General features: G+C 36.3%; 15 protein-coding genes. 11 read left to right on the top strand and 4 right to left on the bottom strand.

The features are described 5' to 3' along the window. Positions 1–206 precede the first annotated feature (206 nt). The 3 genes from MHH64_RS17475 to MHH64_RS17465 all read left to right on the top strand — a co-directional run bounded on the left by MHH64_RS17475 (position 207) and on the right by MHH64_RS17465 (position 2,940). Positions 207–800, top strand: coding sequence for a pyroglutamyl-peptidase I (locus tag MHH64_RS17475; RefSeq protein WP_340002109.1), 594 nt, complete (start codon positions 207–209; stop codon positions 798–800). A gap of 194 nt (positions 801–994) precedes the next feature. After that, complete coding sequence (locus tag MHH64_RS17470; protein WP_118890441.1) at positions 995–2,173, top strand: MFS transporter; 1,179 nt, start codon at positions 995–997, stop codon at positions 2,171–2,173. Positions 2,174–2,190: 17 nt separating this feature from the next. Further along, the gene (locus MHH64_RS17465) at positions 2,191–2,940 is read left to right on the top strand and encodes a Cof-type HAD-IIB family hydrolase (protein ID WP_095311086.1); all 750 of its coding nucleotides are present in this window, start codon (positions 2,191–2,193) and stop codon (positions 2,938–2,940) included. Between the two features lie 68 nt (positions 2,941–3,008). Here MHH64_RS17465 and MHH64_RS17460 read toward each other — a convergent pair whose 3' ends face one another. Further along, complete coding sequence (locus MHH64_RS17460; protein WP_340002108.1) at positions 3,009–4,028, bottom strand: putative sulfate exporter family transporter; 1,020 nt, start codon at positions 4,026–4,028, stop codon at positions 3,009–3,011. A gap of 212 nt (positions 4,029–4,240) precedes the next feature. On the opposite strand from MHH64_RS17460, the gene MHH64_RS17455 reads away from it, so the two are divergent. The 3 genes from MHH64_RS17455 to MHH64_RS17445 all read left to right on the top strand — a co-directional run bounded on the left by MHH64_RS17455 (position 4,241) and on the right by MHH64_RS17445 (position 6,046). After that, positions 4,241–5,119: a LysR family transcriptional regulator gene (locus tag MHH64_RS17455; protein ID WP_095311090.1), complete on the top strand. Its 879-nt coding sequence runs from the start codon at positions 4,241–4,243 to the stop codon at positions 5,117–5,119. 78 nt (positions 5,120–5,197) lie between these two features. Next, entirely contained in the window at positions 5,198–5,380 is a 183-nt protein-coding gene (locus MHH64_RS17450; RefSeq protein ID WP_095311092.1) for a cold-shock protein, read from the top strand. A gap of 219 nt (positions 5,381–5,599) precedes the next feature. Further along, positions 5,600–6,046: an IDEAL domain-containing protein gene (locus MHH64_RS17445; RefSeq protein ID WP_095311094.1), complete on the top strand. Its 447-nt coding sequence runs from the start codon at positions 5,600–5,602 to the stop codon at positions 6,044–6,046. 127 nt (positions 6,047–6,173) lie between these two features. Here MHH64_RS17445 and MHH64_RS17440 read toward each other — a convergent pair whose 3' ends face one another. From MHH64_RS17440 to MHH64_RS17430, 3 genes are all read right to left on the bottom strand, one after another. After that, positions 6,174–8,192 (bottom strand): penicillin-binding transpeptidase domain-containing protein, encoded by a 2,019-nt coding sequence (locus MHH64_RS17440; protein ID WP_095311096.1) that lies wholly within the window; start codon positions 8,190–8,192, stop codon positions 6,174–6,176. A 129-nt stretch (positions 8,193–8,321) separates the two neighbouring features. Then, complete coding sequence (locus MHH64_RS17435; protein ID WP_095311098.1) at positions 8,322–9,266, bottom strand: LCP family protein; 945 nt, start codon at positions 9,264–9,266, stop codon at positions 8,322–8,324. Positions 9,267–9,527: 261 nt separating this feature from the next. Continuing rightward, the gene (locus MHH64_RS17430; protein ID WP_340002107.1) at positions 9,528–10,130 is read right to left on the bottom strand and encodes a class D sortase; all 603 of its coding nucleotides are present in this window, start codon (positions 10,128–10,130) and stop codon (positions 9,528–9,530) included. A 562-nt stretch (positions 10,131–10,692) separates the two neighbouring features. Here MHH64_RS17430 and MHH64_RS17425 point away from each other — a divergent pair. From MHH64_RS17425 to MHH64_RS17405, 5 genes are all read left to right on the top strand, one after another. Then, positions 10,693–11,325 carry a TasA family protein gene (locus tag MHH64_RS17425; protein ID WP_118890443.1) on the top strand — a complete coding sequence of 211 codons (633 nt, stop codon included), beginning with the start codon at positions 10,693–10,695 and terminating at the stop codon, positions 11,323–11,325. A gap of 99 nt (positions 11,326–11,424) precedes the next feature. Continuing rightward, a complete protein-coding gene (locus MHH64_RS17420; RefSeq protein WP_158586316.1) occupies positions 11,425–11,991 on the top strand; it encodes a TasA family protein in 567 nt (188 codons plus the stop codon). Positions 11,992–12,146: 155 nt separating this feature from the next. Next, complete coding sequence (tapA, locus tag MHH64_RS17415; protein WP_251659213.1) at positions 12,147–13,010, top strand: amyloid fiber anchoring/assembly protein TapA; 864 nt, start codon at positions 12,147–12,149, stop codon at positions 13,008–13,010. Then, positions 13,007–13,579, top strand: coding sequence for a signal peptidase I (locus tag MHH64_RS17410; RefSeq protein ID WP_095311107.1), 573 nt, complete (start codon positions 13,007–13,009; stop codon positions 13,577–13,579). Before tapA ends, MHH64_RS17410 begins: the two co-directional genes overlap by 4 nt. Before the next feature lie 32 nt (positions 13,580–13,611). Further along, complete coding sequence (locus tag MHH64_RS17405; protein WP_251659212.1) at positions 13,612–14,250, top strand: LPXTG cell wall anchor domain-containing protein; 639 nt, start codon at positions 13,612–13,614, stop codon at positions 14,248–14,250. Positions 14,251–14,277 lie beyond the last annotated feature (27 nt).

The following is a 14,277-nucleotide window of genomic DNA, read 5'->3' as shown; positions in this document are numbered from 1 at the left end:
CCAAAATACGGGGCGCAGTCAGTACGTCGCTAACCGGGCGCTTGCGCTTTTGTTCGTAGAAAACTATTTATCACGCTGAGCTGGTTATTAAATGATCACCTTTTTTATTATTAGGATGCGATACAAGAATTAGATATGTTAATCGAATATTTATTAAATTTATCGTATAATAGATTTAAATGTAAAGAGGGAGTTGCAGTAATAGAATGAAATTATTATTGACTGGATTTGAACCTTTTCTAAATAACGCAATCAATCCAACAGAAATGATTGTTAATGAACTGCATGGTCAAAGAATAAACGATTATCAAATTATCGGTGAAGTTTTACCAGTTGAATTTAATAAATCAGGTAAGCAATTCATTGAATTGTTGAAAAAGCATAAGCCTGACGCTGTCATTTCACTTGGTTTAGCAGCAGGGCGTAATCAGATTACGCCCGAGCGAATTGCGATTAATTGTAATGATGGCCCAGTTGATAATCTCGGATATAAGCCGAATGGAGAGAGAATCTTTGAAAGTGGTCCGGACGGTTATTTTAGTAAGCTCCCAATCCATGAAATAGTAGAATCGTTAAAAAAGCATGGGTTACCAGCGAAAATCTCGAACACAGCAGGAGCTTACCTATGTAATAATGTCATGTATCATGGTTTGCATTATTTTGAGGAGAATGGTCGAAAAGTGCCTTCTGGCTTTATTCATATACCGGCATCTCATCCGCTAGCGGTTGAAAGAGATATACCAAGCTGGGCTGATGCTGATTTAATTAAAGGAATCCAAATCGCAATTGCTTGTTTATGATAGGAATTCATGTGAATCAATCTATTATTAACAGCTGAGTTTCTCTTGGAAATTCATCTATTTATGATCTGCCTTTTTAATAATTAATTCGTTTAACTTGCTCTGGATGAAATAAACTGCTAGGAAGTATTGATTTGCGTCCTGAAATGGATTAAACTGGTCTAGTTAATCATGAATGAAGGAAGATGATAAATATGCCTAGGTATATTTGGCTGCTAGTGATTGCAACTGTAATCAACGTAACTGGTGGCTCTTTTCTATGGCCTTTAAATACGATATATATGCATAATGAGCTTGGTAAAAGTCTTGCTTTTGCTGGGTTCATTTTAATGTTCAATCAAGGCGCATCCATTGTGGGAAACTTGCTTGGCGGAGCACTTTATGATAAGTATAGTGCGTATAAAACAATTCTTGCAGGAACATTTCTAGCAATGATTGCTTCCGTTATTCTAGCGTTTAATCATGGTATTGTGGCTTACTCCATTTTATTAATTATTATTGGGTTTGGAAATGGTATCACTTGGCCAATTATGTTTGCGATGGCTGGTTCCCTATGGCCAGACGGTGGCCGTCGAGCATTTAATGCCGTATATGTTGCCCAGAATTTAGGTGTAGCACTTGGAGCATCACTTGGGGGCTATGTGGCAAGCTTTTCATTTGATTATATTTTTATTGCAAATGCGCTTGTGTTTATTCTCTTTTTCCTGTTAGTACTGTTTACGTTCAAAGGAATGGATCAGTCAAAAGATCGTCAAATGCATACGTCAGTCCTTGAGCAGCGGGCAAAAATTCACAATAAAACTGCTTTTATTTCATTACTAATTTTATGTAGTGGATTCTTGGTTGTATGGATTGCATATAGTCAATGGCAGTCAACAATTGCTTCCCATACACAATCGATTGGCATCCCGCTTGAACAATATAGTTCTCTATGGGCAATAAATGGTTTTCTTATCGTTCTGGCGCAACCTCTGGTAAAATGGTTTACAGATAGAATAACTTCACCAAAACAGCATATTCATATTGGCACCTGTATCTTGATAATTTCCTTCACGATTGCCATGTTTGCTGAGAATTTTACAATGTTCGCTGTTGCAATGGTCATCTTAACAATAGGTGAGGTCCTTGTGTGGCCAGCCATTCCAACACTTGCAAACAAGCTTTCTCCAAAAGGACGTAGTGGATTTTATCAAGGAATCGTTAATAGTATTGCGGCATTAGGAAGAATGATTGGACCTGTTCTTGGTGGATTTATAGTTGATTTCTACAATATTCAATTATTATTTATCATTGTAATTGTATTACTGTTTATTCCTTTTATTACAACGAAATTTTTTGAAAAGGATAATCAGATGAAAAGACAAACCATGTAAAGAAAAGGAGCATTTAAATGACAGTAGAAAAGAAAGCTATTCAGTTAATTGCACTAGATATGGATGGAACATTGTTAACAAGTGATCTCGAAGTATCTCATCGTACACAAATGGCGATAAAGCAGGCTTTGGAAGAAGGGATTCATGTAGTCCTAAGTACAGGGCGTGGGATTCATACGTGCTACCCATACGCAGAACAGCTGCAGCTTCAATCTTATTTAATAACTGCAAATGGTGGACAAATATGGACAGTAGAAAAAGAACTATTGGATCAGCATCTTTTGGATGCGGCGTTAATCGAGAAAATGTATAATCTTGGTACACAAGTCGGGGTAGAGATGTGGATGATCTCTACAAGCGGTGTATTTCGAGAAGAAACTCCAGGTAATTTCAATGACTATGAATGGTTGAAGTTTGGCTGCCAATCTGAAGAAAAGCAGAAATTAGATATTATGATTTCGGAGCTTTCCAAGTATGAGGAGCTGGAGTTAACGAATTCCCTGCCAATAAATGTGGAAGTCAATCCGAAAGGTGTAAGTAAAGCGAGAGCACTACAATTCCTTTGTAATAAGATCGGTATAACGATGGATGAAGTAATGGCTGTTGGCGATAGTCTAAACGACATCAAGATGATTCAAGAAGCCGGTATTGGTGTTGCAATGGGAAATGCACAAGAAGCGATTAAAAAAGTAGCAAATCACGAGACAGATACGAATAATAATGATGGTGTTGCTAAAGCGATTGAGAAATTTGCGTTATCAAAATAAGCTAATGAAAGTGAGCTGCAAGATGAAATGCAGCTCACTTTTTTCAATCTCTGTGATAGTGAGTTATTTTAAATACCTGCAATCCAATACATCAATACTGATACGAGCACAGATGTGATTAACATTGCATAGAACGGACGAAGTGCTTTACTTTTCACATCCTTTAAGCTGACGTTTAGCCCCAATCCAACCATTGCGGAGGTTAAGATGAAGGTCGTAGCAATACTAATACCATTCATAACACTGTCTGTTACTGGAATCGCATTTCCAAGAACATAGCTTCCAATAATACTCATTGCGATAAAGCCTAATAAAAACATAGGGAATTTAACTTTTGCATGATCAGCCCCGGCTTGTGATTTACGGCTCCTTATCCAAAGAATCATGACAAAGCATAACGGTACTAATAAGAATACACGCCCAAGCTTAGCTAAAAGCGCCATAGCGAGTGCTTCTTCACCTGCAGGATCTGCAGCCAATGCTACGTGTGCTAGCTCATGTAAGCTTAGACCAGACCAAATGCCGTATTGCACATCAGAGATTGGAAGAATCGGCAACAATAAAGCGTAAATAATGGAGAAAACAGTACCGACTAATGCGATAATCCCGACGCTGATTGCTGTATCCTCTGCTTTGGCCTTTACAATAGGTGCTACTGCCGCAATTGCAGCTGCACCACAAATTCCAGTTCCAACACCGAGTAACAGTGCAATCTGAGTGTTCCCTTTAAATAATTTTGCCAAATACACAGTGACTAAAATAGCGAAGATAATGGTTATTGCTCCTTTTACAAGAAGACCAATTCCATCCTGGAAAATTACATCGATATTCAATTTTAATCCATATAAAATAATTGCTAAACGTAATAAATATTTTGATGAAAACTCAATACCCTTTCGAAAAAATTCCGGATAACCAAAAGCTTGACGATAAACGATTGCCAAAAGGATTGCACAAGCTAATGGACCAACTCGGTTTAAACCGGGAATTAAGGATAGTAAATAGCCAGCCAAAGCAAAAATAAATGTAAATCCAATACCTAACAGAAGACTTTTCCAATGATTGGATTTGTTCGTTAATGTACTCATTCTCATTCCTCATTTCATTATTCTATACACAATTATAGATCCAGTTGTATAATAAGGAAAATAAATTATTAGAATAACAATAATAAGTAAACCTTATTATTAAACTTTCCTAAGGGTTAATAGAGTCGGTCAGAATATCTTTCATTCGTAATGAGAATAATGGTTCTTTAGCCTAGCATTGATTCATACTATTGAAAGAGGTGGATATTTTAGTGGATCAGCATTTGATTGTTTTTAAGGAAGTAGCACAGCGGAAAAACTTTTCAAGAGCTGCCAAGGAATTACACATGTCACAACCGGCAGTCAGTCAATATATTGCAGCTTTAGAAAAAGAGCTTGGTGTTCGACTACTAGAAAGAAGTAATAAATTTGTAGAACTGAATAGAGCTGGAGAAATTGTTTATCAATATGCCCAGAAAATTTTACGTAACTATGATCAGATGCGAATTCTTGTTTCTGATTTAGAAAATGAACCAAGCGGTCAATTGAAAATTGGAGCCAGCTACACAATTGGCGAGTATGTTCTTCCGAGGTTTTTAGCTAAATTGCAAGAAGAATTTCCTAATATCATTCCAACTGTAACAATAGGGAATACAGAAGACATTGGAGCAAAACTTGTACAGCATGAAATCGATATTGGATTAGTTGAGGGAAATTTTACACATCATCAGGTTTCCACCCGGCAATTTGCGACAGATGAAATGTATATAATTGCTGGGACAGGCCAATCCTTTAAAGAGGAAGCATGTATTTCTATAAAAGATTTAGAAAATGAAACATGGATTATTCGCGAGGAAGGTTCTGGAACGAGAAAAATGCTTGAGGATTTTTTTCAACGAAGTAATTTAGAGCCAAAAAGAATTTTAACATTTGGAAGCACACAAACGATCAAAGAAGGGGTTGAATCCGGCCTTGGGATAAGCTTGCTTTCCAATCTAACATTTAAAAAGGAACAAAAGCTTAAAAAAATCCAGAGAATCTTTGTTGAGGGTACACCAATAAAGCGAAAGTTCTCTATCATTAAAAATTACCATGAGTTCCAGCCAAAAGCACTGCAGGTATTTGAAAACCTGGTAAAGCAAGAAGCATAGTTATTCATTTCAGATACCCTTACATTGATGCTGAAAAAGGAGTATAATAAGTAGTGTAGAAGGAAAGGGGATGCTATCATGTCATTTTCTCGCGGACCAAGAGAACCGGTTCCAGAGGTGGAAACAAACGTATGGTCATGTACTAGTGATGACTGTCAAGGCTGGATGAGAGAGTCATTCAGTTTTGCTGAAGAACCAACATGTCCATTATGTAACTCAACAATGGACCGGGAAGTTCGAGTAATACCGGAAATGAAGTAGGAAATAGTATCTCAGGCAGTTGTATAAGTTTCAGCATAGAAAATCCCAGTCAGGTTGATTGGGTTTTTCTTTTAACTATGTATTCAATTATGGGAAGTAGGTACAGCACATCTATGTATGTGCCATGAAATTTTCACTTGTATAATTCTATAATTTCGTGTAAAATTAATTAACTGAAAATTTAGATTGACAGGTTTATAAAACTAGGAGGTGGAAACTATGGTAACTGTTAAAATGCTAAAGCCGTATTACATTAAAACAGAAGAGGAATACGTCCGAGTTATACTTGCATATCAATATTTTTCGGTAGTGATTAATAAAAAAGTTTATCAATTTATTCCTGTAGAAGCTAATGAGATTCGAATTAACCGTAAAACGAAAAAAGTGGAGAATCTAGATGCGGTTTTTGCTTTTCAAAACGGAAAAGACGTTGTAAATGTAACAATGTCCAAGCTCATCTCCATTCCTGATTTCCTTCAGCAGCTACATTCTATCGCGGAAACGTATTACCAAAACGATGACGCTAACATAATTAAAACAGAGCAAGAAAAAATGACCCTTCTTTTTATTCGTGAAATGGAAAGAGAAAATGTTAAAAGATTAATTGACATTGCTTTAGATAAATATGATGAAGATGCATTTTATAAACTGACAAAGCTATTATAAATCGATTTAAAGTAAGCGCTTACTGTAATGAACTAATTCTAAATAGGTTATTCTCTTACAAAAAAATCTACTTCTCACATATTGAGAAGTAGATTTTTGGTGGTTGAAAGGTTCAATACGAATAGCTTTATTTAATTGCCTTAAATGCATCTGTAACCTTTTTCGTAGCGAGACCACTTTCTTTATCTTGTACCTGTTCAACCATCATTGCAATAATCATATCTTGATCATCTGTAGGGTAGCCAACAAACCAACCATTTTCATCACCAGATGAATCATTCGTTAATTTCAACTCAGCAGTACCGGTTTTCCCCGAAATCGGAAAATCTGCATCCTGTGCGTTTCGAGCAGTACCATCTGTAACAACTTTTCTTAGTGCATCCTTTATCGCATTTGCATGTTCAGAAGTAACTAACTCATCTTTCCACACTTGTCCAGTTTCTTCACTTGTAAGCAAGGTTGGTTTCACCATTTTTCCATCATTTAAGAATGGTGCATACGTCATTGCTAAATGAAGGACATTCATTTCCAGCTCACCTTGTCCATAACTAGCGTTTGCTAGCAAGACTTCATCATCTAATTTGCCGCTTGATGAAATAGTTGATGCGGTTATTGGGTATTCAAAAGGGAAGTCCTCTTCAAAGCCAAAGTCTTTTAATCCAGTTGTGTATGCTTCGGCACCCATTTCAACTGCTTTTCTCGCAAAAAAGATATTATCGGAGCGTATTAATGCATCGGCAAGATCAACAGGACCGTTAGAAGTAGAAACTCGACGAACTTCATAATCTCCCCAGCCTTCTCCATTACTCCATGTTAGGCCGTTAATCTCTATACCTTCACCAAGCACAATGGAACCATTTGACAATCCAATTGATCCTGTAATTGGTTTAATTACAGAACCAGGTGCGAAGGTAGCGGAAAATCTGTTGAGTACAGGGTTTCGTTCGTCTTCCTCTAATTCGCCCCAAAGGTTACCAGATGTACCATATAAAACTTCATTCGGATCGAAGGAAGGACTGCTTACAAGCGCTAACGTTTCGCCAGTCTTTGGATCAACTGCAGCAGCTGTACCAGCATCTTCTTCAAACGTATTGAATATTTTTTCTTGTATATTAATGTCAATGGTCGTCGTAATAGTCTTTCCATCTTCAACAGGAATCTCAGCAAGAACAATATCCTCTTCATTCTCATTTGCAATAAGAATACTTACACCTTTTTTTCCTTTTAGCTGTTCTTCATAAAGCTGTTCCAACCCACGTGACCCTATTTTGTCGTTTGCACTGTACTGATCAGCGTCAAGTGTTTCTAAATCATCGGATGTTACATTACGGATATAACCGACAAGATGAGTTGCTGCTTCACCTGCAGGATAAACACGACCAGTAATTTCCTGTGATTGGACACCTTCAATGGCTAACAATTCGGACAGAAAAGATTCTTCTGGAAGTACACTTTTTAGTGGGACAAATAAATTATCCTCAACCCATCCCGCGTTCAAAGCCGTATCGATTGTTTCAGTGCTCATTCCTAGAAGATCCGCAACCTTCTGTTTTGATTGTTCAGGATTGTCACCCAGATTGCCTGGAACAATACCAATCTCATAAATCGTATCATTAATCGCTAGTGGCATTTGATTACGGTCAAGAATTTCTCCGCGTTTTGGATTCGTTGTCTGTATACGAATTTGACCATTTTCTTTTAAATCAGGAAAGATAAAGCCAGTTTCCCATTCAATATACCAATTCTTTGAATCTTCATCTTCTGTTTCATCATCTTGCTGAATAAGGGTTGCTTCATGTTCAAAACTAACCGGTCCAGCAAGTGTTTCTAATTGGACAGAAAATGGAATAGTTGCCGTTCCTTCTTCCATAGCTACGTCCAACTGTTCTTCCGTTAATTCCTCAAAACTCACTTCAAGGTCAGATACACCTATATCTTCATAGATAGTTTGTGTGCGTAATACAGACTGTTCTTCAGAGTATGTATTAGCTGCATTTACAGAAAATAAATCATACATTTCATCAAATTTAAGTTCGTTCCAGTGTGTTACATAGTCTTGAAAGCGATCATTCGGTGTTGCTTGATCTTTTTCAGAGCATGCACCTAGAATGAGTAGAAATGCAAATAAAATAATAATTCGTTTCATACCAATTCCCCCAAGTCTTATTTAACTGAAAAGATGTTAGTTAAATAAGTTTATTAGTTTGTCCAGAGAAGAAAAGCCACACTGTTTATTTCAAGATACAGGTGACTTTTCTAGTAATTACGGGTATTGTTATTTTGCTTCCATATGAGCTGTTATGTCTGATGTGATTCGGCTAAACTCTTCATCTGGAACCATATAATACCAAACACCACCAATAGTTTGTCCCGATCCATTTATCTCCATTGTAGTGATGCTTCGTCTAGCACCAGCATAGTCTGTAAATAACGTTTGAATTTTCTTCATATCTAAATCTGTTTGTACATTATCGCCTAAAATGGTAAGAATCTCTCCGACCTTTGTAATGCTGGAAAAACTAGCTGCTTCATTCATTGCTGCAGCAATAACATTACGTTGCCGTTCATTTCTCCCCATATCGCCACGCGGGTCTTCATAACGCATACGAATATAGTCAAGTGCTTCTTCGCCATTCAGGCTAATTTGGCCTTCAGGGAACGTGTGTCCACCACTTGAAAACGCCAAGCTGTTGTTAACTGTAACTCCGCCTAAAGCGTCAATTCCTTGTTGAAATCCTTCCATATTCACTCTCGCATAAACATGAACAGGTAAATTAAAAGCTTCTTCTACTGTTTGAACAGATAAATCAACTCCACCAAATGCATACGCGTGATTGATTTTATCCATACCGCGTCCCGGGATATTTACATATGTATCTCTCGGAATACTAAGCATGATGATTTCATTTGTTTTTGGATTTATGGACATTAGAATCATTGTATCAGAACGACCTTTATCTCCTGAACGTTCATCTACACCTAAAAGTAAAGCATTTAGCGAGTCTTTATTTGAAAAAATCGAATCGATTTGCTTTTGGCGATCCGGATCTTCGTCTCTCGCTAATGGATTATGCATCGTTTCAATCGTTGCCCCCACTTCATTCCATAAATAAAATACAAATCCCCCAATTAGCAAAAATAATCCAACTACGATTCCTACGACCCATCGCAGCCATTTCCGTTTTTTCTTATTTTGTTTTTTGTCAGATCTTGATACCACGTGTATTCTCCTCTTTATTAAAATGTAAAAATTATAGGACTTCTTAATGATGAATGATGTAAAAAAATATCAAATCTTGGATAAATTATAAACGAAATAGTGAATTTAGTCTATGAAAAATGTATGAAGATTTCATAAGTGCTGTATAGATTTTTTTTGGCAGAAAAGAAAGTGATTGCATATTTCTTTCCACATCAGCGCAACTAAGACATTCGCTAAAGGCGTGCGATTGCCTTAGGTTTCTAATAGAAAATTGCAAGTCTACTCATTTATGTCATTAGAAACTGGAAGCGCAGTAATAATATACCGGTCTGGTGCACTACCTATAAATGAAAAAGGGTAGCAGGTTGTTAATGTTAACACTTCCTCATCATGCGGAACAATAATTGTACGATCATCAGCATCCACTATTTTGGTATCTGTAATTTCATAGGAAAATTCTTCATAAGGTAATTGAATTGTTAATATATCACCAATCTCTAGTTCTCCCATTCGACGAAACACTGTATCCCGGTGTCCAGATAATACAATTTGGTCGTTTTGCAGAGGATAGGCAGTCCCTTGATAATGTCCGACACCTTTAGCAAGCTCGTCCTCATGTGTACCTTCAACGATTGGAAGGTCTGCCTCCAATTTTGGAATATGTAGGATACCAACTGTTTCCCCAGTATCTGGCGAGAAATCCTTAGCTAGTTCAGATTGATCTTTGGATGGGGCAGAAATGAAAGATGCTTTATCATCAAGCAAAGCTTGTGCTTCAGCGATGCTTTCTTTTTGCGCTGTTTCCGTTTGATACCATTGAAATCCACCAAAAGCAAGGAATGCAAAACCGATAACAATAATAAACAACGAAATTTTCTTCATAGGACATGCTCCTTATGATTAGGCTTACATTAAGTATAGCCAATTTAAACGATACTTTAAAGGCTAAATTTTTAAACGAATTATCAAAAAAGAGTAGGGTGTTTGAAAGAAAAAAACTGTTGTTCATTATAAAGGTCGTTAAATAATTAAAAAAATTAAAAATGTCAGTATATTTAAGAAAACGGAAGAATTTAAAAGTAAATAGTTCTTTATAACGGATAAATGAACGAATTTGAGTGTTTCTTATTTGAGGAAAATAAATTATACTCCAATTAAATCGTTCGTTATTAAGAATTAAAAACAGCTAATAAAGAACGATAGCGGTTTGTCAGGTTACATATGAAAGGAGGGTTGTTGCTGTATCCAGCTTCGTTCGTTAAATAGTATTCGTTTTAGCAGTAAAAGTAGTAGCTTATGAGCGAACAGCGACAATTGAGTGTTAGCTACGTGGGATATAAAAATTCCCATTTTGCATCATGTTGCTTAGGTTTCCATTTAGGAATCTTTTCACATGCCAAGTTTTTAAGAAATCATTTTATAAAATTAAAGGAGGAATTTTACAATGAGTTTAAAGAAAAAATTAGGTGCAGGGGTAGCAACAGCGGTATTAGGATTAGGATTAATCGGTGGGGGCGTATTTGCTTATTTTAGTGACTCGGAAACTACGAATAATACGTTTGCAGCAGGTACTTTAGATTTATCAGTAGATCCAACTGTAATTATTGATGTAGATAATTTAAAACCTGGAGATATAATGGTTCGTGAATTTGTATTAGGAAATGAAGGATCACTTGATATTTCAACAGTTGATATATCTACAGTAACTAATGTTATTGATGCGAAGGGTGACAATACTGATGATTTTGCTAAACATATTAAAGTACTATTCCTAGAAAATGCGGATAAAACTGGCGATGGCTGGGTTATTGGAGATTATAATGATGTAATTTCTGAAACAACTTTATATGATCTTCAAAATCAGACTCCTGATGGCGTAGAAAACGTCCAAAGTTGGGTGACTCATTTCTTTGGATTGAATGGTGAAGATAGTGGCTTATCAGCTGGTACAAGTGACAATATGTACGTAGCATTCGAATTTGTTGATAATGGTGAAGACCAAAATGAATTCCAAGGGGATAAATTAGAGCTTGAATGGACATTTACAGCTCATCAAACAGAAGGCGAACTTAGATAAGTTGAAACCGGAGGAGAGTATTTCTCCTCCTACATAAGTATCAAATTAAAAATACCATAATCATAAGCTAATCAATAAACCCATGAGAGGAGAATCTTATTGAACATAAAAAAAAGTTTAACCGTCAGCTTCATTACTGCTGCACTAGGTATCAGTTTGGTCACGGGTGGAACATTTGCCTACTTTAAAGATACAGAGGAAACTGCAAATACGTTTGCAGCGGGACTCTTGGACTTAGGGATAAACAAGGAATCCATCATTAAGATAGAAAACATCGTCCCTGGTGACACCATTAATGGAAATTTTGAACTTACAAATGACGGAACAGTAGACATGAAGGAAGTTATCTTGAATTCCTCCTACGAAGTTATTGACAAGGGCGAAAAAAATAATGGAGACGATTTAGGTGATCACATACTTGTAGAATATTTATATCATGTGAATGGAAAAGAGAACGTAGTATTTAAAGAAACGCTTGCGGATTTGACTGATAACCCAAAAACGATTTTAGAAGATTTCACGGTGAAAAGTAATCCTAAAAAATTTACTGTACGATTCAGTTTTGTAGAAAATGACAAGAACCAAAATCATTTTCAACAAGATTCCCTAAAACTGAAATGGGAGTTTGAGGCGATTCAAAGGGATGGGAAACCTAATTTTCAATAAATAATGAATGAAGTAATTGCATGTAGAGGGAGATTGTATTTTCATTCTCCTTCTAAATTAAATTTATACATATTCATTAGCATAAAACGTAAAGTTACATGCTAATGAATATGTATAAAAGGTAGATATTTTGAAAGGCGGAGATAGGTTTGCGAATGAGTCGTTTAAATAAATTTAAACAAAAGAATCAATTGCTATTCCTGCTATTAAAAGTTTCGTTAATTTGGTATGTTCTTCTATTTTCAATTAACTATGTAACTTCCGATACAGCAGCACACTTTACGAATTCGAAAGAAACATCAGGTGATGTAACGATTGGCACTTGGGAAGACCCGGATAGCTATTTACGTTTTACCTCCAAAGGAAATGACAACATAAAAGCTTGTAAGGCCGTAAAAATTTCTACAGATATAAAAAACACTGGACCTGGAGATATGAAAGAAAGCAGTTCTTATCACGTGTATTATATTGAAAATGGAAATCCAGAAAAACACGGAAAGAAACTAAAATTAGGTAAAGGTGAAGGGGTAATCCCTCCGCTTGATAAAGGAAAATCAACCAAACTTAATTTCCAAGCAAGTTCACCTGGAGTCTATGTATTTACGACAAAAGAGATTGCTGGGGATTCTAGTAGTAAAACGATTTGGAGTAAGTGGATAAAGATAAATTGTCCTTCCTCGAAAACGGCTGATAAAGAAGAAAATCCTCTAGATAAAAGTACTGAGAATACAGAAGAAAAAGAGTCAAAACCGCAAACGAATGAAACGAAAGATAATGGTGAGAAGCAAGTTGAATCCGAATCAACTGTAGAGGAAACCGAAAGTACGGAAGAAAAAAAGGAAGATAAAAGTAAAGAAGACAAAGATAAAGAAGAAAAGGTAATTGAAGAAGAAGTCGAAACGGAAGTTGAAGAAGTTAAAGAAGAGGCAAACGCGTCAGTGAAAAGCAAAGAACAAAATCTTAAAGAAGCAGAGAATAAAGAAGAAATAACAAACGAACAGGAAGGTGAGAAAGAATGAAAGCAAGGAAAGTCTTAAAGTGGATAAATCGAATTGTTTCAAATGTTCTTGTGATTTTACTGATTTGTGTAGCAGCTCTTGTACTATCAACTAAGTTGACAGGTGGGGAACCAGAGGTATTTGGCTATCAATTGAAGACGGTGCTTTCTGGGTCAATGGAACCTGATATTCAAACAGGATCAATAATTGCTGTACGTTCTATTACAGAAGAAGAAAAAAGCAATTTCGTAAAAGGCGATGTCATTACGTTTATGGAAGAAGATAATAAACTGATTACGCATAGGATTACAGAGGTAAAAGAAACAGGAAGCGGTGTTCTTTATACGACAAAAGGTGATAATAATAATGCTGTAGATAGCAATCCAGTTTTGGCAGATAATGTTGTAGGTGCATATGAGGGATTCACTATTCCTTACGTTGGATACGTCGGTAGTTTTGCTCAATCACCTAATGGAAGTATTGTATTTATGATCGTTCCGGGAATATTGATGCTAGGCTATTCTGGATTTACGATATGGCGAGCGTTAAGAAAATTAGAAGAAAAAGAGAATGTTGCAGATGCAAAATAGGCATACATGTCAATGATACGAGGAAGGTGCTTATGAAACTCCCAAAAATAATTCCGTTACTATTAATTGTACTAAGTGCTTTCTCTATGAATATAACAAATCCATCATCGGTTTCTGCTGCTGATGAAATAACAATTGATATTTTACCAGAAGAAGTACTACTTAACATTGATAACATGAAACCTGGAGATTGGGCTCCAAGATCTGTTGTTGTACAAAATAACGGTATATTGGATTTTGATTATTTCGTATCCGTTAGACCATATGGGGATTCAATGAAACTTTATAATGAATTATTACTGGAAATCAGCGACTCGGATGAAATCCTATACAATGGTAAGCTGCAAGATTTTAATGGATTAGCCGCTCGTACGTTAGAGAGTTCCCGTGAAGAGACGTTGGAATTCACAGTGCGATTTCCAGAACATTTGGGTAACGATTTTCAAGGATTGAATGCAAATTTTTATCTGCTGTTTACAGCCGAAGGGGAAAGCGATGACCGAGATGAACAATCTATTGCTGGCGCGGTTAGCAGTGGAGGAAACTCGCCTCACGACGGTTCTCCACTTCCAAGTACAGCAACCGACATTTTTAACTTTCTTCTTATCGGGCTGATTCTGTTATTAGCAGGTACGATAATCTATTTTTACAATAGAAAAAGAGCATTATAGTACTTATTTATCAGGTGGGAAAGGTGT

It is taken from the genome of Oceanobacillus sp. FSL K6-0127 (assembly GCF_037983385.1).
In the GTDB taxonomy this organism is placed as follows: domain Bacteria; phylum Bacillota; class Bacilli; order Bacillales; family Amphibacillaceae; genus Oceanobacillus; species Oceanobacillus profundus.
This window is presented reverse-complemented; position numbering and strand designations above follow the sequence as displayed.